Origin of the sequence: Litchfieldella rifensis, from assembly GCF_042646605.1 — a bacterium.
Lineage (GTDB): Bacteria > Pseudomonadota > Gammaproteobacteria > Pseudomonadales > Halomonadaceae > Litchfieldella > Litchfieldella rifensis.
Map to the genome: position 1 here is coordinate 130,238 of NZ_JBHRUG010000009.1, position 18,022 is coordinate 148,259.

An 18,022-nucleotide genomic window follows, 5' to 3' on the forward strand; every position below is an offset into this window, starting at 1 on the left:
AAATTACCGCTGCCGAATCCTTCCAGTGTACGCAAAGCGTTTCGTCATTGCATGGAGGATGGTGCATGGAGTGCCAGGGAGTCGCCCCGGGAGAGTGTGTTGATCATATTTCGTTATCTGACGCGTGAAATCCTGCTGACCATGTCCGCGGTAGCCGGGGTGCTGCTGCTGGTGATCATGGGCAGCCGCTTCATCCGCTATTTCACCGATGCTGCCGAGGGCGAGATCCCGGCCAGCATTCTCGGCACCCTGATGCTGTTTCATCTGCCGGGATTCGCCGAATTGATCCTGCCGTTGTCCCTGTTCCTGGGTATCCTGCTGGCCTATGGCCAGCTTTATCTCAACAGTGAGATCACCGTGCTGGTGGCTTGTGGCACCAGCCCCAACCGGTTGTTGACGGTGAGCCTGGTGCCGGCGCTGCTGGTGGCGGTGCTGGTCGGGGTGTGCAGCCTGTGGCTGACGCCGGCCGGCGCGCTGTACAACGAAGAGTTGATCGCCGAGCAGCAGAGCCGTCTGGATTTCACGGCCTTGGCGCCGGGCCGTTTCCAGGATTTCGGTGACGGACGTACGGCTTATACCGAAGCCTTTACCGACAACCAGACCCGCATGCAGGAGGTGTTCATCAGCGAGCGTCAGCAGCGGCGTGACGGGACGCCGGAAAGCGTGGTCACCCGTGCCTCCAGTGGTTATCAGACCGTCGATGAAGACACCGGCAGCCGCTTCCTGGTGCTGGCCGACGGCGAACGCTACAGTGTCGACCCCGGGCGTTTCGAGGCCGAACGACTGGAATTCGGGACCTATGCCGTGCGCCTGTCGCGGGCCGATGAGATTCGCGATCTGGAATCGCCCGAGTATGCGACCACGCTGGCCTTGTTCAACGATGACTCCCTCGAGGCCAAGGCGCAGTTGCATTGGCGCTTCGGGCTGCCGTTGACGGTACTGATCCTGACCCTGATGGCCCAGCCGCTGTCCAGGGTCAACCCCCGTCATGGCCGTTTCGCCAAGCTGTTGCCGGCGATCTTCCTGCACATCAGTTATCTCAGCCTGATGCTGGCGGCATTGGACGCCATCGGGCGCGGTGCGCTGTCGCCGCTGGTCGGCATGTGGCCGATTCACGGTGCCTACCTGCTGATCGGCGTGTGGCTGATGTGGCATTCGCAGCGGAAGGGGATGCGTTGATGATTGCCGACCGTCTCGACCGCTATATCGCCCGTAACGTGCTATGGGCGATCATCGTGGTGCAGGTGGTGTTGCTGGGGCTCGACCTGGTGATCACCTACATCAACGACCTGGATGATGTCGAAGGCGACTACGGGGCCTTCGAGGTGTTGCTCTACCTGCTGATGCGTTTGCCCTGGCGTTTCTACCAGTATGCGCCGGTAGGCGTGTTGATCGGTGCATTGATCGGTCTGGGCAGCATGGCGTCGAGCAACGAGTTGACGGTGATGCGTGCCGCCGGGCGATCCTTGGCCCGGATCCTGTGGGGAGTGATGAAGCCGATCATCCTGGTGATCGTCGTGGTACTGTTGACGGCGGAGTACGTGAGTCCGCGCACCGAGCAATTCGCCAACGCCTGGCGCCTGGAGCAACTGCAAGGCGAGGGTGCCGTCGTGACCGAGCGCGGCGGCTGGCAGCGCGAAGGCGACACCTTCTACCGTTTCGGGGCCATTCGCGCCGACAACACGGTCCTCGACCTGACCCGTTACGCGTTCGAAGGGCAGGAACTGCGCGAAGCGACTGCCGCCGAGCGCGCGGTATGGGAGGATGGGCGCTGGACACTGGAGGAGGTCCGGATCACCCGCTTTCTCGACGAGCGCACGGAAACCGAGCAACATGAACGGCTGGAGTGGCAGACCCGCCTTACCCCCGAGCAGTTGAGCCGCCTGCTGCGTCCGGTCAATAGCCAGGCACCCAGCGAGCTGTGGGCCTATGCCCGCTACCTGCAAGGCCAGGGCCTGCAGGCGACCCAGCCGCTGCTGTACTTCTGGCAGAAGATACTGATGCCCTTGACGATGGCGTCGCTGGTGCTGGTGGCCGCGTCCTTCGTGTTCGGTCCGCTGCGTAGCGTGGCCGCCGGCACCCGGGTGTTCTATGGCGTGATCACCGGCTTGTCGTTCAAGTACCTTCAGGACCTGTTGGCGCCGGCTTCCACGGTGTTCGGCTTTTCTCCGGCCTGGGCGGTGCTGGGGCCGACCCTCCTCTGTGCCGCAGTGGGATTCTACCTGTTACGACGAAGTGGTTGACATGCGACGACGTTTCACCGATCTCGATAATACCTGGCCTGCCGGGCTGCTACGTCGGCTGGCCGCCATGGTCTACGACCTGTTCCTCGTCGTGGCGCTGTGGATGCTGATGGGTTTCATCGCCGTGGCACTCAACCAGGGCGAGGCCAATGAGTCTCCGCTGTTCCACAGCCTGTTGCTGGTGGCGACCTTTGTCTTCTTTGCCTTCTTCTGGATGCGTGGCGGTATGACGCTGGGCATGCAGGCCTGGCGACTGCGAGTGCAGACGAACGATGGCATGAGCATCACGCTCGTCCAGAGCCTGGTGCGCTTCGTGGCTGCCTGCGTGTCTCTGGCGGCCTTTGGCCTGGGATACTGGTGGATCCTGTTCGATACCGAGAAGCGCAGTTGGTCGGATATCGCCTCGAACACGCGCGTCGTGGTGGTGTCCAAATCAAAAGTCAGCGATAGGAAAAATTCAGGGTTGCAATAGTCTCTGCGAATCATTTACATTTGTCCTCGCAATCTGTAGCGAGGTGATGCGATGTACGTATGTCTATGCAAGGGAGTGACCGATCGTGCCATCCGGCAAGCCGTGAGCGATGGCGCACGCAGCTGGCGTGAAGTGCGCGAGCAGACCGGTTGTGCCGATCAGTGTGGCAAGTGTGCCGGCATGGGCAAGAGCATCACCCGCGACACCATCGCCCGCGAGATCATGCCGTCTGCCGACCTGGCCTACGCCGTGTGAGAATGCCGGTCACTTGATAGACAAGGTCAAGTGTCAACCTTTCACAGTTGCACTGACGTCTCGCTAACATACTGTCGCGATTGGACTTTTTCTCCTTTTTTGACAATACTGCGTGGAATGAGGGAGGCTGGGCATATCCGAATGTGCCGGCCGCTTCTTCGCGCCAAAGGTTCCAGGAGGAAAGTTCGATGAAAGGCGACGCCAAGGTCATTACCCACCTCAACACCGTGCTCGGCAACGAGCTGGTGGCCATCAACCAGTATTTCCTGCATGCCAAGATGTATAAGGACTGGGGCCTGGCGGCACTGGCGAAATGGGAATACGACGAATCCATCGAGGAAATGAAACACGCCGATGTCCTGATCGAGCGTATCCTGTTCCTCGAGGGCGTGCCCAACCTGCAGGATCTCGGCAAGTTGCGTATCGGTGAGAATACGCGCGAGATGCTCGAATGCGATCTGGCCCTGGAACACCAGGGACGCAACGACCTGATCGACGCCATTACCTACTGCGAGCAGATCAAGGACTATGTCAGCCGCGATCTTTTCAATTGCATCCTCGACGACGAAGAAGAGCATATCGACCATCTCGAGACCGAGCTGGGCCTGATCGACAAGGTGGGCATCGAGAACTACCTGCAGAAGCAGATGCACGAACCAGGCTGATGACCGTGCCGGGACGCTCATGGATGACGCGCCGTTACCTCGCCTCGAAGTCGATCGGTCGCAACTGCATCCAGTGGGTGACTGGACGACGCTGAAGCTCGCCAGCGTGGCGGATGAGGTGCTGTCGCTGAGTGGACGCGGCCCCTGGCAGCTCGATGCTCGGTCACTGGGGCGTCTGGATAGCAATGGCGCACGCTTGCTGGCGATGTTGAGCGATGGCCAGGTGCCCCGGCATCTGGCGCCCCAGTGGCAGCCATTGTTCGAGCTGGTGGTGGCGTCGCTGGAGGCGTCGCGGTCACAAGCCCTGCCCCGCGAGTCGTGGCTGGCGCGCCTCGGACGCCATGCCGTGACCTCCTTGAGTCAGCTCGATCATTTGCTTGCCACCCTCGGCCAACTGACCCTGGCCGGGTTGCGCGTGTTCGCCAGCCCCGCTCGCTTGCGACTGCGTGAAACCCTCAACGTGCTGACCGCCAGCGGTGCCATGGCGGTACCGATCATCGCCTTGCTGGCCTTCCTGTTGGGTGCGGTGCTGGCCTATCAGGGCGGCATCCAGTTGCGCAATTACGGGGTCAATGTCTTCATCGTCGAACTGGTCACCATCACGCTGTTCCGTGAGTTCGGTCCGCTGATCACGGCGATCATCGTCGCGGGGCGTTCCGGCGCGGCCTTCACCGCCGAACTGGCGACCATGCGTGGCAACCGTGAGATCGATGCACTGATAACACTGGGCATGTCGCCGGTGGAGCGGCTGATGCTGCCCAAGTTGCTGGGCCTGGTATTGGCCATGCCGCTGCTGACGGTACTGGCCAATGTCAGCGGGTTACTGGGGGGCATGGTGGTGGCCGACACACTGCTCGATGTCGGGTTCGAGACGTTCTACACGCGGATTCCCGAGAACGTGGCCCCTCACCACTTCTGGATCGGCATCGGCAAGTCGCTGGTGTTCGCCGTGGTCATCGCCCTCGTGGGTTGCAGTGAAGGGATGCGCGCGCGCGGCGATGCCGAGAGCATCGGACGCAATACCACCGCCAGCGTGGTGCAGTCGATCTTCTGGGTGATCGTGCTCGATGCGCTGTTCTCGGTCGTCTTCAACCTGATGGGCTGGTGACGATATGTCGATGCCGGTACGCCTCGAAGGGCTTGAAACCCGCTTCGGTCAGCAGCGGGTACACCATGGCCTCGATCTCGAGGTGCGCCGGGGCGAGGCACTGGGCATCGTGGGCGGTAGCGGCAGTGGCAAGTCGGTATTGCTGTCGGTGATCGCTCTGCTCAAGACGCCTAGTGCCGGCCAGTTGATGCTCTTCGGCGAGCCCGTGGATACGCGCATGACGGAGACCTCGCTGATCCCGTTGCGACGTCGCATTGGGGTGATGTTCCAGCATGGGGCGCTGTTTTCCTCGCTCACCGTGCTCGAGAACGTGATGCTACCCTTGCGGGAGCATACCCGCTTGCCGCTGGTGCTGGTCGAGGAGTTCGCGCGGCTGAAGATCGCCCTGGTCGGGCTGCCGGTGGAGGCGGCGGGACGCTATCCGCGTGAGCTCTCCGGGGGCATGTTGAAGCGAGCGGGCGTGGCGCGGGCGCTGGCCCTGGATCCTGAGCTGTTGCTGCTCGACGAGCCTAGTGCCGGCCTCGATCCGGTCAGTGCCGCCGAGGTGGACGGCCTGCTCGATACCCTGCACAAGGCGCTGGGGTTGACCATGCTGCTGGTGACCCATGACCTGGATTCACTGTTCACGGTCACCGATCGTGTGGCTTTTCTGGGTGAGGGACGGTTGATGGCGGTGGCCCCGGCCAGTGAACTCGCCGACAGCGAGGTGCCCATGGTCGCGCGTTATTTCGGCAATGCCCGGGCCCGACGCTTCCTGGGCGACCCTCAGGGAGGGCCGTGATGCAGACGAGAGTCAACTATTCCCTGGTGGGTGTTTTCGTGGTCGGCCTGGGAGGTTTGCTGGTGCTGGTCGCCGTGTGGCTTGGCGGCGACCTGGAGCAAAGCGACTACCTGCCCTATCGCGTTCATGTCGTCGGCGAGTCGGTCGGTGGACTGTCGGAGCGTGCCACCGTGACCTATCGGGGCGTGGAGGTCGGCTTCGTCGAGCGGGTGGCGTTGAGCGAGGACCTGGAACGTGTCGAGCTGACCCTGCGCATCTCGCCGAATCACCCGTTGCGCGAGGGGACTACGGCCACGCTGCGCACCCGGGGGTTGACCGGTACCACCTCCGTGGAACTCTCCGGAGGGACGGGCAAAGTGTTGCCCCATGACGAGGAACGCCCCCCGCTGCTCGAGTATCAACACTCCCGTCTGGCCCAGCTCGACCAGGCGCTGGGCGAGGTGCTCGATCGCGTCGATGTGATCGCCGAGCGCGTGGTGGTGATCAGTACCCGCATCGAGGACATGCTCGACGACGAGAACCGCGACTCGGTCAACCGGCTGCTGGCCAGCGTCAGCGAGAGCGCCGAACGGGTCGAACGCCTGCTGGATGATGAGAATATCGACAACCTCAGTGCCACCCTGGCCAACCTCGAAGCCTTGACGGCGCGCCTGGAACGGCTGACCGGCAACGCCACCGGTGAGATCGAGAGCCTGGGCCGCCAGGGGCGGGACATTCTGAGACAAATCCAACAGTTGCTGTCTTCGCTGAGCGCCGATGCCAGTGAAACGCTCGATCGTACCGAACGCGAGACTCGCCAGTCATTGTCACAGCTCGACCAGTTGGTCGAGCAACTCGAGGAACTGGCGCGAGAGTTCGAACAGGATCCTCGCCAACTGCTGTTCGGACCCGAACAGCACCCACCCGGCCCCGGTGAGCGTTGACGACCACAAGGAGGTGAGCATGAGGAGGCTGGCGCCTGTTCTCGTGATGGGAACGCTACTCGCTCTGAGCCTGGCGGGATGTGCCAATGGCCTGGTTCGCCAGGCCCCCACGCCACTCCACCTGGAGACGCCCCGGCCGCCACACCAGCCCCTTATGCTCGATGCCTTGGGCATCGCCGAGGTGCGGCTGGCCGCCAACCTCAGCGAGCACGATATCCTCTACAGCGAGCGGGACCGACAGTGGCGGCCTTACACGCAAGCGCAGTGGAGGGCCTCGCTGTCCCCCCAATTGCATGACCTGTTGATGGACTACCTGTCACAGAGCGGTGCCGTGGAAGTGGTTCACGATGGGAGCGTGGAGTCGAACTGGCTTCTGGAGTTGGTGGTCGTGGAATGGCTGCACGACTACCGTGCCGCTCAGCCGCGGGCGCGGATCGTGCTGCGCACCACCCTGCATGATGGCGATCGGGTCGTCGATCAATGGCGCTGGAGCGGCGAACGGGTCTTCGCCCCGGCCGGTGCCGAAGCCGGAGTGGCCATGCAGCAGCGACTTCTCGGCGACTATCTCGACGATCTGCTGCAGCACCTGTCACGAGCGGTGGCGCGCTGAAGCGTCGAGGTCCTGCCGGCTTGGTCGTGGCGCAGCATCTGGCTAGAACGCCTTCTCGAGGGCGAAGCGTGGCACCGGTTCGCCCAGGACCTCGACGGTTTCGCAGAACATCTCCAGAGGCCTGACCCACAAGCCGTAGTCGCCATACAGCGCACGGTAGACGACCATGGCCTCTTCGGTCTCGCTGTGATGGGCCACGCCCAGGACCTCGTAACGTGCGCCCTTGTAGTGCACATAGATACCGGGTACCGGCTGGGTTGGCTCATGGCTCATCGTGGCTCTCCTGTGGCGGTGGCAATGCGGCTCGCCGGGCCAGGCGCGCCATGACCCGTGCCGCGGCGGTGAAGCCGAAACTGCCGGTGACGAAGGTGGCGGCACCGAAACCGCTGGCACAGTCGAGGCGGGTGACCGAGCCGTTGCCGGGCTTCTGCAGGCACACTTCGCCATCGTTGCCAGGGTAGACCAGTTGTTCGTCGGAGTAGACGCACTCGACGCTGAAGCGGCGCTTGGGGTTGCGCGAGAAGCCGTAGTCCCGCCGTAGCTTCGCACGTACCTTGGCCAGCAGGGGGTCGTGCTCGGTACGCGCCAGGTCGGCGACGCGGATGCGCGTGGGGTCGGTCTGGCCACCGGCGGCACCGGTCACGGTGATCGCCAGCTTGGCCCGCTTGCACCAGGCGATCAGCGCCGCCTTGGCCACCACGCTGTCGATGGCGTCGACCACATGATCGGCATCCGTCGGGAGGCGGTTGGCCAGGTTGGTCGGTGTGACGAAGGCGGTATCGGCGATCACCTCGATGCCTGGGTAGATGGCGCGACAGCGTGCGGCCAATACCTCGACCTTGGGGTGGCCGATGGTCCCCTCCAGGGCATGCAGTTGGCGATTGACGTTGGACACGCAGACGTCGTCGAGATCGATCAGGGTCAATTTGCCGATCCCGGCACGGGCCAGGGCCTCCACCGTCCAGCTACCCACGCCGCCGACGCCGACCACCACCACATGGGCGCGGCGGAAAACCTCGGCAGCGCGGTTGCCATACAGACGACGGATACCGCCGAAACGGAAATCGTAGTCGTCGTCAGGGAGGTCGGCGTACGGGTGGCTGTCGCGAGCGTGCTCGTCTTGTGCCACCGGGGCATTGTCATGTGCGGGCACAGGCTACCTCGTCGTCTTCCCAGCGGATGGCGGCAGAGGGGACATGACCCGCCCAGCCGAAACGTTCGAACAGCTTGCTCATGTCGCCGTCGAGCGTGGCACTCAGGTGCAGTCGTGCTCGCTTGACCGGATGATGGAACGATAGGCCGACGGCAGCCAGCAATAGCCTAGGGCAGTCAAGCCGCTCGCGAAAGAAGCGGTTGTGGTTGCCCTTGCCATGCTTGGCATCGCCGATGATCGGATAGCCGCGACGCGACAGGTGGCGACGAATCTGATGGCGGCGACCGGTCAGCGGCCGCGCTTCCATCAACGAATAGCGTGCCTGGGGGTAGCGGTCCACCTGCACCGGTAACTCGACACTGTCCAGCCGGCGAATCTCGGTAACCGCCGCCATGGCCGGCATCTCGGCCTTGGGGCGGCTGCCGTCCTCCTCGCGCAGGGCGTAGTCCAGGCGGTCGCGTTCCGGTCCCAGGCCGCGCACCACCGCCAGGTAACGCTTTTCCACGCGGTGTTCGCAAAAGGCCTCGCTCAGGCGGGCGGCGATCTGGGGAGAAAGCGCGAACAGCAGCAGTCCCGAGGTCGGCCGGTCGAGGCGATGCACGGGATACACGCGCTGACCCAACTGGTCGCGCAGCGTCTGCACCACGAAACGGGTCTCGCCGTGGGCCAGGGGCGAGCGATGGACCAGCATCCCGGCAGGCTTGTTCACCGCGACCAGGTCCTCGTCGCGATAGACGATCGGTAGGACCGCTTTCGAGGGGGTCGCTTCCGACAGACTCTCGGCCATGGGCACTTCAACGTCGAAAAGGGGCGCCTATTGTCGCTTCGCAAGGAAAGGATGTCACTCGATTGTCGGCAACGCCTAATATCTTCGGCTATAGTGTTGCGCCATTATGTCCTGTCGGGAAGCTTGCGATGTCTTTGGTCATACAGGTGCAGGCTCGTCGCCATCTGCTGGAATGGGCGGCGGTGCTCAAGGTCTTGTCCGTGTTGTGGCTGGTATTGGCCACCTTCATGGCCGCGCCGTTGTTGGTATTGTTGTTCGAACGCGACCCCGATGCTCTCGCCTTCGGCCTGTCGATACTCATCATACTGGCGGCCGCGGTGAGTGTCTGGTTGACGACATGGCGTGTGTCCCTCGAACTCAAGCCGCGCCAGATGTTTCTTCTGACCACCTTCAGTTGGGTCACCATCAGTGGCTTCGCCAGCCTGCCACTGGCCCTGGGCGCCCCGCAGCTTTCCTTGACCAATGCGGTCTTCGAGTCCGTCTCGGCGATCACCACCACCGGCTCCACCATCCTGATGGGAATCGAGGATCTGTCCGATGGGCTGAAGCTGTGGCGTGGCATCATGCAGTGGCTGGGCGGCATCGGCATCATCGTCATGGGCATCGCCATCCTGCCGTTCCTCAAGGTGGGGGGGATGCGACTGTTCCATACCGAATCCTCCGACTGGTCGGACAAGGTCATGCCGCGCACCGGGGGCATCGCCAAGGCCACTCTGTCGATCTATGTCGGTTTCACGCTGATCGCCATGCTGAGCTACTGGGTGGGAGGCATGACGCTGCTCGATGCCATTGTTCATGCCATGACCTCGCTAGCCACCGGGGGCTTCGCGAATAGCGATGCCTCGTTCGGCGCTTATGCCGACCAACCGCATCTGCTGTGGCTGGGCTCGCTGTTCATGTTGGCCGGCGCCTTGCCCTTCGTGCTGTATATCCGCTTTGTGCGCGGCGCTCGCCTGGCGCTGTGGCATGACGAGCAGGTGCGTGGCCTGCTGGGGCTGCTGGGCGTGGTGATCGCGGGGCTCGCCGCCTATCGGATCGGGCTGGGCACCGCGCCCTTCGAGGCGGTGACCCATGCGACGTTCAACGTGGTCTCGGTGGTGACCACCACCGGCTATGCCTCGGACGATTACAGCCAGTGGGGGCCGTTGGCCGTGGTGGCTTTCTTCTACCTGACCTTCGTCGGTGGCTGCAGTGGCTCGACCAGTGGCGGCATGAAGATCTTTCGCTTCCAGGTCGCCGCGGAGATGCTCAAGAGCCAGTTGCGCCTGCTGATCCACGCCAGTGGCGTGTTTTCCTCGCGCTACAATGGCATGCCATTGACCGATGATATTTCCCGCGGTGTGGTGGCGTTCTCGTTCTTCTTCTTCCTGACCATCGCCGGCCTGGCCCTGGGGTTGGCGCTATTGGGGCTCGACATCGTCACGGCGCTGTCCGGCGCCGCCACCGCGGTGGCCAATGTCGGTCCGGGGCTCGGTGACACCATCGGGCCATCGGGCAATTTCGCGCCCTTGCCCGATGCCGCCAAATGGCTGCTGTGTCTCGGCATGTTGCTGGGGCGCCTGGAAATTCTCACCGTGCTGGTGCTGCTGACGCCGATGTTCTGGCGCAAGTGAGTCATGACCGCGGCTCGCGTTGTCGTAGCACTACAGCCACCTCCACCATGGTCGCCTCGCCTTGCGCAGCACAATCGTCGATGCTATCAGGCTGACGTCGCCCGGAGTTTGCCATGAAACTGTCCGCTGCCTATCGCCTCGCCGCCACCATCCTGCATGGCTTCGACGAGTATCGCTCGCGTTTCAAGCAGATCACCGCGGATGCCAGGCGCCGTTTCCGCGACGCCGCCTGGCGAGAAGCCCAGCAGGCCTCGGCCGAGCGCATCGACCTCTATGACGAGAAGGTCGAGGAAACCCTGGATCGCCTGCAGCGGACCTTCGAGGAAGAGGAACTGACCAACTGTGAATGCTGGCGTGAGGCCAAGACCCACTACGCGGAGCTGATCGCCCAGCGTCTCGATTACGAACTGGCCGAGACCTTCTTCAACTCGCTGTTCTGCTCGATCTTCCATCACCGCCATATTCGCAACGACTGGGTGTTCGTCTACAGCTCCCGCAGTGCCGCCGCCCATCATTCCGGCATTACCCTGACACGCACCCGGCGCGTGGAGGGCGACTGGGTCGGGGCACTGCGTTGGGCCCTTGCCGAGGCGCCGTTGGATACCCCCTTCGAGGATCTCGAACGCGATACCCGTTTGGGTGCGAACTTCCTCGACGATCACCTGCCGGCGGCGATCCTCGACGCTGACGACGCCGAGGTCGAGCTGCTCAAGAGCGTGTTCTATCGCAACAAGGGCGCCTATCTGGTGGGTCGCATTCGCGGCGCGGGGGAGCAGGTGCCGCTGGTACTGCCGGTGCTACACGGCGAGCACCAGGCAGCCAGCGAGGGCCTGCACCTGGATACGCTGATCATCGAACCGCAGGAGGTCTCGATCATCTTCTCCTTCACCCGTGCCTATTTCCAGGTGGACGCTCAGGTGCCCGGTGAATTCGTCGACTTCCTGCAGGAGCTGATGCCCGACAAGCCCGAGGGCGAGCTGTATTCGGCCATCGGTTTCTACAAGCACGGCAAGACCGAGTTCTTCCGTGGCCTCAACCGCCAGGTGGCCAAGCGTGAGGACAAGTTCATCATCGCCCCCGGGGTTCGTGGCATGGTCATGGCGGTGTTCGTGCTGCCGTCCTACCGCACGGTGTTCAAGATCATCAAGGATCGCTTCGATCCGACCAAGGACATGAGCCGCGACAACGTGCGTGAGAAGTACTATCTGGTCAAGCGCCACGACCGCGTAGGACGTATGGCCGATACCCAGGAGTTTTCCAATTTCATCGCCAGGGCCGATCACTTCGCGCCCGAGTGTCTCGAGGAGTTGCTCGAGGTGGCGCCCTCCACGGTGCAACTCCGCGATGACAAGGTGATCATCAAGCACTGTTATACCGAGCGCATGATGACGCCGCTGAATCTCTATCTCGAGCAGTGCGACGAGCAGGAAACCCACGCGGTCCTGAAAGACTACGGCAACGCCATCAAGCAGCTCGCCGCTGCCAATATCTTTCCCGGCGACATGCTGCTCAAGAACTTCGGCGTGACCCGCCACGGCCGGGTGGTGTTCTACGATTATGACGAGATCTGCTACCTGACCGAGTGCAACTTCCGCAAGATTCCCGAACCCATGTATCCCGAGCAGGAACTGGCCGACGAACCCTGGTACTCGGTGGGGCCCAATGATATTTTTCCCGAGGAATTCGGCCCCTTCCTGTTCGCTGACCGCAGGTTGCGACAGCTGTTCTATGAACTGCACCCGGAACTGTTCGATGCCGACTACTGGCAGGGGCTGAAGCAGGCCATCCTCGACGGGCGTGTCATCGATGTCTATCCGTATCGCAACAAGCAGCGTTTCGTCACCGACGGCCATTCGCTGATCTATTGATCCGGGCAACCATGACGCAAGAGCCATGACCTCACCTGGTGATGCCGGCGGCCTCCCTGCGGCAACGGGTTTCCGGGGAAGGGGAGACGCTACTGGGCTGAGGGCAGCCGCCACGGGACATGCTAGAATGCCTGGCCATTCTGCTCGTGTTGAACGCCATGCGTGACGCTATCCTTTCCGAAACGGTCCACCCCGTGAAGACTCATGACCACGACCCGGCGACCGGCCATCTGCGGCCGCCTGGGCGGGAGTTCAAGGCACGTGGCAGCTTCGTCGAGCGCTGCTCCGGCTGCAACCTGCCGAGGCTCAATTGCCTATGTCCCTATCGGGTGACGGCCAGGAGCGTGGCGCGTTTCTGGCTGCTGACCCACCCTCTGGAGCATCACAAACCGACCAATACCGGGCGCTTGATCGGCGACGTGCTGGGGACCACGGAGGTCTTCACCTGGTACCGCACCGTGCCCGACTCCCGCTTGCTGGCCCTGCTCGAGGATGAACGTTACGCCCCCTTCATCATTTTTCCCGACGACCAGCCGGATTATGCCGACCGGGTAGTCGGAAGGGAGGCGGTAGAGGACGCCAAGATACAACGCCGAATCCCGGTCTTTATCATCCTCGACGGCACCTGGCGTCAGGCGCGGCGCATCTTTCGCAAGAGCCCCTACCTGGACGGCCTGCCGGTATTGCCGCTTGCGACCCAACGTCTGACCCGTTACCGGCTGCGTAAACCGGCTTCATCGGCGCACCTGTGTACCGCCGAGGTCGCTGCCGAGCTGTTGCGCCAGACCGGCGATGATGCCGCAGCCGCCGTCCTCGACGACTACTTCGATGCCTTCAACGACAGTTACGCCGCCAGCCGCACCCACCACAAGCTGGAGCGCCCGACCGTGGCGATGCAGCGGTTGTTGCAGAGAAAAGAGCGAGCGTTTTAGTAGCGTTCCGCTCCGCTAGGGCGCAGCAGTATCGTCCCGTGCATTGCGCTACCGCCGCTCGATCATGCCCCCAGCAGCTTCTCGGCGATGCGGAAACCGGCGATCCAGGTGCCGGCCGCCGAGCCCAGGGTAGCGAGCAGGAACACCAGCAGGGTTCGCGAGACACGGTTGCGCCACCAACCGCGTGGCGAGGCGACATCATGGCGCAGATGGGAGAAGTCGCCGACCTTGGGCTTGCGCATCCACAGCTCTACGCCGGCAGCGACGAAGCCGGCGCCGATGGTGGGGTTGAGCGAAGTCAGCGGCGCGGCGAAGAAGGTGGCGATCACCGTCACCGGATGGGCCAGGGCGATGACGCTGCCCAGTGCCGAGAGTACGCCGTTGATCAGGAACCAGTCGCCGACCAGTTGCCAGCCGAGGTCGATATTGCGCGAGAAGCCGATGGCGAAACCGCTCAGTACCAGGGCGGTGATCAGCCAGGGAACGGCTTTCCACCAGCGAGCGCGGGGCGGCGTGTGCTCCAGTGATTCGCGCTCCGGCCGTGGATCGTCGGGCAACGGCCGTTCGAGGTGTTCGGCCAACCCCTTGAGATGGCCGGCACCGATCACCACCAGGACGTTGCGGTAGCGTTCCGCCGCGTTCTCTTCCCCTAGCCGCAAGGCCATATAACGGTCACGCTCGCTGATCAGCGGGGTATACAGGGACTCGGACTGCTCGGCAAACTCGCTGAAGGTCGACTCCAGGACATCGCCTTCCTTGAGGCGCTCGATGTCCGCGGCCGAGACTTCCTGGCGCGACAGCACGCTGCCGAGCAGGCCCGACAGTAGACCAACACGCTGCCACCAGGGCACGTTGTGGTAGATGCGCTTCAGCGTGATGCCGACATCGCGGTCGATCAGCAGCAGCGGTAGCTTGTCGGCGCGGGTTTCCTCCAGGGCGGCACGCATCTCGGCGCCGGGCTCGATGCCCGATTGTTCGGCGACGCGCTGTTGAAAAGCGCCCAGCGCCAGGCTGGCGGCGACCATCCCGGCCTTGCCCTGACGGAAGATCTGGAACAGGTCCTGACCGGCCATGGCATCGGGTTCGACCAGGCTGTGGTGGCGAGAAGGGCATAGCTCGATGGCCACGGCATCGAATTCGCCGGAGCGAATCAGGCGGCGGACCTCCTCAGCACTTTCGGCGGAAACATGCGCGGTACCCAGCAGGGTATAGCGGGTATCGCCTCGTTCCACCACGCGAATGGGGCCAGTCGAAGCGACCGGAGATTCGCTCTCGCTGGCGGTGATGTCCTGGGAGTCGGTCATTGACGCTCGGCTTCTACGGAATGATTGTCCGATTATCCACGATGGCGGGCGGCAGGCCAAACGGCATGGCTATCTTCTCCAGAAAGCGGGGGTGAACAACACCAGCACGGTGAAGATCTCCAGGCGCCCAAGCAGCATGGCCAGCACCAGGATCCACTTGGCCAGGGAAGGAAGGTCGCCATAGTGGCTGGTGACTTCGCCGAGACCCGGCCCCAGGTTGTTGAGTGCCGAGGCCACTGCCGACCAGGCGGTGATCTGATCCACCCCGGTAGCCATGACGCCCAGCAGCATCAGGAAGAACAGCAGCAGATAGACCGAGAAGAACCCCCATACCGCCTGGGCGACCCCATCGGGAACACTGACCTTGCCGACCTTGACCGCGATCACTGCATTGGGATGAATCAGGCGCATGACCTCGCGCATGCCCTGCTTGAGGATCAGGATGATGCGGATCACCTTGATGCCGCCCCCGGTGGAGCCGGAACAGCCGCCGACGAAGGCGGTGGCGAACAGCAAAAAGGGCAGGGCCCCCGGCCAGGCGGCGAAGTCGGCGACGCCGAAGCCGGAGGTGGTGGCGATCGAGACGACCTGAAACAGGCCGTGGCGCAGGCCCAGGCTGCCGGTGGCGGTGGCGGTGACCCACAGCAATGTCACCGTGACCAGGGTCAGGCCGCTCAGGAACAGCAGCAGGAAACGCGCCTCGGGGTCCTTCAGGTACTGGGTCAGGCGTTTTTCGCGCCAAGCGGCGAAGTGCAGGCTGAAGCTCATCGCCGAGACGATCATGAAGCCCACGCAGACCAGTTCGACGGCGGCGCTGTCGAAGTGGCCGATGCTGGCGTCGTAGGTGGAGAATCCCCCGATGGCCACGGTCGAGAAGGCGTGGCCGATGGCGTCGAACCAGTCCATGCCCGCCAGCCAGTAGGCGACGATGCAGGCCAGGGTAAGGCTGGCATAGATGTACCACAGTGCCTTGGCGGTTTCAGTGATGCGTGGCGTGAGCTTGGAATCCTTGAGCGGTCCGGGGATCTCGGTGCGATAGAGCTGCATGCCACCGACCCCCAGCGTCGGCAGAATCGCCACCGCCAGCACCACGATTCCCATGCCGCCGAGCCACTGCAGTTGCTGTCGGTAGTAGCGGATCGCCTCGGGCAGGAAGTCGATGCCGGTGATCACCGTGGCACCGGTGGTGGTCAGCCCCGAGAAGGATTCGAACACCGCATCGGTGGGCGACAGGGTGAAGGTCTCTTCGAGCATCAAGGGCAGAGCGCCGAATAGCCCCAATACGGTCCAGAACAGCGCGGCGATCAGGAACCCGTCACGCGTGCGCAACTCCTTGCGGGCCAGGCGATTCGGCCAGTAGAGCAGCGCCCCGGTGAGCAGGGTGATGCCCTGGGCGATGACGAAACCTTCCCAGGCACCGTCGCGAAACAGCAGCGAGATCAGGACCGGGGGAACCAGGGTCAGGCTGAACAGCATCAACAGCAGACCGAGAATGCGCAGGATCACGCGCAGGCTCATGTCAGAAGAACGTCAGGCCGACCTGGAACAGCCGCTCCACATCGCGAATGCGGCGCTTGTCGATCACGAAAAGGATGACGTGGTCTCCGGATTCCACCACCACGTCGCCATGGGCGATCAAGACCTCCTTGCCGCGCACGATGGCGCCGATGGTGGTACCGCTGGGCAGGTCGATCTCGTCGATGGCGCGTCCCACCACCTTGGACGAGCGCGAGTCGCCGTGGGCAATGGCCTCGATGGCCTCGGCGGCGCCGCGACGCAGTGAATGCACATTGACGATATCGCCGCGACGCACGTGCGTCAGCAGGCTGCCGATGGTGGCCTGCTGCGGCGAGATGGCGATATCGATCTCACCGCCCTGCACCAGGTCGACATAGGCAGCGTTGTTGATCAGCGTCAGTACCTTCTTGGCTCCCAGGCGCTTGGCCAGCATCGACGACATGATGTTGACCTCGTCGTCGTTGGTCAGGGCACAGAAGATATCGCAGTCCTCGATGTTCTCTTCCAGCAGCAGGCGCTTGCTGGTGGCGCTGCCGTGCAATACCACGGTGCGGTCGAGGCGCTCGGAGAGCGTCGTGCAGCGCTCCAGGTTGTGTTCGATGATCTTCACCTGATGGCTGTGTTCGAGGTTTTCGGCCAGGCGTTCGCCGATATTGCCGCCACCGGCGATCACGATGCGGCGGAAGTCGCGATCCAGGCGCCTCAGCTCGCTCATTACCGTGCGGATATCGCGGCGAGCGGCGATGAAGAACACTTCGTCGTCGGCTTCGATGACGGTATCCCCACGTGGAATGATCGGCCGGTTACGCCGATAGATGGCCGCCACGCGGGTATCCACATTAGGCATGTGGCGACGCAGGAAGCCAAGCTCCTGCCCCACCAGGGGGCCGCCATAGAAGGCCTTGACCGCCACCAGCTGAGCCTGGCCCCCGGCGAACTCCAGCACCTGCAGTGCGCCGGGGTATTCGATCAGGCGGCGAATATGGTCGGTGACGACCTGTTCGGGGCTGATCAGGACGTCGATAGGAACGGCATCGTGGGCGAACAGACCCTTGCGGGTCAGGTAGGCGGTGGCGCGCACCCGCGCGATCTTGGTCGGCGTGCGAAACAGGGTGTGTGCCACCTGGCAGGCGATCATGTTGACTTCATCGGAGTTGGTCACCGCGATCAGCATGTCGGCATCCTCACAACCGGCCTGACGCAGGACCATGGGGTAGGAGGCCGGGCCCGATACGGTGCGGATATCCAGGCGGTTATGCAGCTCGCGCAATCGCTCGCCACTGGTATCCACCACGGTGATATCGTTTTCCTCGTGGGCCAGGTGTTCGGCCAGGGTGCCGCCGACTTGCCCGGCGCCCAGAATGATGATCTTCATGAATCAGCCATCCACATGCTGTTGACCCGACGTGCCGGGTCGGCCGTCGAAGAACGCAGGCTAGCATATATCACCTGCCCCGGGCAGGACAGGGCGGGTCGTGGGTACCCTTTTTGCAGTATGCCGGAGTGGCGGGGTCACTCGAGAGTGAAACCGACCTTGAGGGTGACTTGCCAGTGAGCCACTTGGCCGTCCTCGATGTGGCCGCGAGTGTCCACCACCTCGAACCAGCGCATGCCGTGCAGGGTCTGGTTGGCCCTGGCGAGGGCTTGAGAGACGGCATCCTCGATGCTCTCGGTAGACGATCCTGTCAGCTCGATATGCTTGTAGACGTGGGACATGATGGGTCACTCCTTTGCCTTGTGTTTTGCTCGCTACCTCGCGATGCCCGTGTCGGGGGGCATCTATCGCCAGT

General features: G+C 63.2%; 19 protein-coding genes. 12 read left to right on the plus strand and 7 right to left on the minus strand.

The features are described from left to right. Positions 1-99 precede the first annotated feature (99 nt). From lptF to ACFOEV_RS04110, 9 genes are all read left to right on the plus strand, one after another. Positions 100-1,179: an LPS export ABC transporter permease LptF gene (gene lptF / locus ACFOEV_RS04070; protein WP_386771856.1), complete on the plus strand. Its 1,080-nt coding sequence runs from the start codon at positions 100-102 to the stop codon at positions 1,177-1,179. After that, positions 1,179-2,243 carry an LPS export ABC transporter permease LptG gene (gene lptG, locus ACFOEV_RS04075; RefSeq protein ID WP_386771857.1) on the plus strand — a complete coding sequence of 355 codons (1,065 nt, stop codon included), beginning with the start codon at positions 1,179-1,181 and terminating at the stop codon, positions 2,241-2,243. The genes lptF and lptG overlap by 1 nt, the downstream gene beginning before the upstream one ends. A gap of 1 nt (position 2,244) precedes the next feature. Next, on the plus strand, positions 2,245-2,715 hold the full coding sequence (locus ACFOEV_RS04080; RefSeq protein ID WP_386771858.1) for an RDD family protein: 471 nt from the start codon (positions 2,245-2,247) through the stop codon (positions 2,713-2,715). A gap of 51 nt (positions 2,716-2,766) precedes the next feature. Continuing rightward, a complete protein-coding gene (locus ACFOEV_RS04085) occupies positions 2,767-2,970 on the plus strand; it encodes a bacterioferritin-associated ferredoxin (RefSeq protein ID WP_386771859.1) in 204 nt (67 codons plus the stop codon). Positions 2,971-3,158: 188 nt separating this feature from the next. Beyond that, positions 3,159-3,635: a bacterioferritin gene (bfr, locus tag ACFOEV_RS04090; protein WP_386771860.1), complete on the plus strand. Its 477-nt coding sequence runs from the start codon at positions 3,159-3,161 to the stop codon at positions 3,633-3,635. Between the two features lie 19 nt (positions 3,636-3,654). Further along, positions 3,655-4,743: an MlaE family ABC transporter permease gene (locus tag ACFOEV_RS04095; protein ID WP_386771861.1), complete on the plus strand. Its 1,089-nt coding sequence runs from the start codon at positions 3,655-3,657 to the stop codon at positions 4,741-4,743. Positions 4,744-4,753: 10 nt separating this feature from the next. Further along, positions 4,754-5,524, plus strand: a complete 771-nt coding sequence (locus tag ACFOEV_RS04100; protein ID WP_386771862.1) for an ABC transporter ATP-binding protein — start codon at positions 4,754-4,756, stop codon at positions 5,522-5,524. Continuing rightward, positions 5,524-6,447: an MlaD family protein gene (locus ACFOEV_RS04105; protein ID WP_386771863.1), complete on the plus strand. Its 924-nt coding sequence runs from the start codon at positions 5,524-5,526 to the stop codon at positions 6,445-6,447. The genes ACFOEV_RS04100 and ACFOEV_RS04105 overlap by 1 nt, the downstream gene beginning before the upstream one ends. A gap of 19 nt (positions 6,448-6,466) precedes the next feature. Further along, positions 6,467-7,057: an ABC-type transport auxiliary lipoprotein family protein gene (locus ACFOEV_RS04110; RefSeq protein ID WP_386771864.1), complete on the plus strand. Its 591-nt coding sequence runs from the start codon at positions 6,467-6,469 to the stop codon at positions 7,055-7,057. Between the two features lie 42 nt (positions 7,058-7,099). On the opposite strand, the gene ACFOEV_RS04115 is transcribed toward ACFOEV_RS04110, so the two are convergent. The 3 genes from ACFOEV_RS04115 to ACFOEV_RS04125 are packed head-to-tail and all read right to left on the minus strand — an operon-like array spanning position 7,100 to position 8,997. Then, positions 7,100-7,330 carry a DUF1653 domain-containing protein gene (locus tag ACFOEV_RS04115; RefSeq protein WP_386771865.1) on the minus strand — a complete coding sequence of 77 codons (231 nt, stop codon included), beginning with the start codon at positions 7,328-7,330 and terminating at the stop codon, positions 7,100-7,102. Continuing rightward, complete coding sequence (tcdA, locus tag ACFOEV_RS04120; protein ID WP_386771987.1) at positions 7,320-8,186, minus strand: tRNA cyclic N6-threonylcarbamoyladenosine(37) synthase TcdA; 867 nt, start codon at positions 8,184-8,186, stop codon at positions 7,320-7,322. The genes ACFOEV_RS04115 and tcdA overlap by 11 nt, the downstream gene beginning before the upstream one ends. 10 nt (positions 8,187-8,196) lie before the next feature. Further along, entirely contained in the window at positions 8,197-8,997 is an 801-nt protein-coding gene (locus ACFOEV_RS04125) for a pseudouridine synthase (RefSeq protein ID WP_386771866.1), read from the minus strand. A gap of 128 nt (positions 8,998-9,125) precedes the next feature. Between ACFOEV_RS04125 and trkI the strand changes: the two genes are divergently transcribed. From trkI to ACFOEV_RS04140, 3 genes are all read left to right on the plus strand, one after another. Then, positions 9,126-10,610: a Trk system potassium transporter TrkI gene (trkI, locus tag ACFOEV_RS04130; protein ID WP_386771867.1), complete on the plus strand. Its 1,485-nt coding sequence runs from the start codon at positions 9,126-9,128 to the stop codon at positions 10,608-10,610. 113 nt (positions 10,611-10,723) lie between these two features. Next, the gene (aceK, locus tag ACFOEV_RS04135; RefSeq protein ID WP_386771868.1) at positions 10,724-12,478 is read left to right on the plus strand and encodes a bifunctional isocitrate dehydrogenase kinase/phosphatase; all 1,755 of its coding nucleotides are present in this window, start codon (positions 10,724-10,726) and stop codon (positions 12,476-12,478) included. A gap of 158 nt (positions 12,479-12,636) precedes the next feature. Further along, the gene (locus ACFOEV_RS04140) at positions 12,637-13,410 is read left to right on the plus strand and encodes a tRNA-uridine aminocarboxypropyltransferase (protein WP_386771869.1); all 774 of its coding nucleotides are present in this window, start codon (positions 12,637-12,639) and stop codon (positions 13,408-13,410) included. Between the two features lie 62 nt (positions 13,411-13,472). On the opposite strand, the gene ACFOEV_RS04145 is transcribed toward ACFOEV_RS04140, so the two are convergent. The 4 genes from ACFOEV_RS04145 to ACFOEV_RS04160 form a co-directional block, all read right to left on the minus strand. Then, the gene (locus ACFOEV_RS04145) at positions 13,473-14,714 is read right to left on the minus strand and encodes a TraB/GumN family protein (protein ID WP_386771870.1); all 1,242 of its coding nucleotides are present in this window, start codon (positions 14,712-14,714) and stop codon (positions 13,473-13,475) included. A 69-nt stretch (positions 14,715-14,783) separates the two neighbouring features. After that, positions 14,784-16,232 (minus strand): TrkH family potassium uptake protein, encoded by a 1,449-nt coding sequence (locus ACFOEV_RS04150; protein ID WP_386771871.1) that lies wholly within the window; start codon positions 16,230-16,232, stop codon positions 14,784-14,786. A 1-nt stretch (position 16,233) separates the two neighbouring features. Next, a complete protein-coding gene (gene trkA, locus ACFOEV_RS04155; RefSeq protein WP_386771872.1) occupies positions 16,234-17,607 on the minus strand; it encodes a Trk system potassium transporter TrkA in 1,374 nt (457 codons plus the stop codon). A gap of 137 nt (positions 17,608-17,744) precedes the next feature. After that, positions 17,745-17,951, minus strand: a complete 207-nt coding sequence (locus tag ACFOEV_RS04160; RefSeq protein ID WP_449280234.1) for a dodecin — start codon at positions 17,949-17,951, stop codon at positions 17,745-17,747. Between the last annotated feature and the right edge of the window lie 71 nt (positions 17,952-18,022).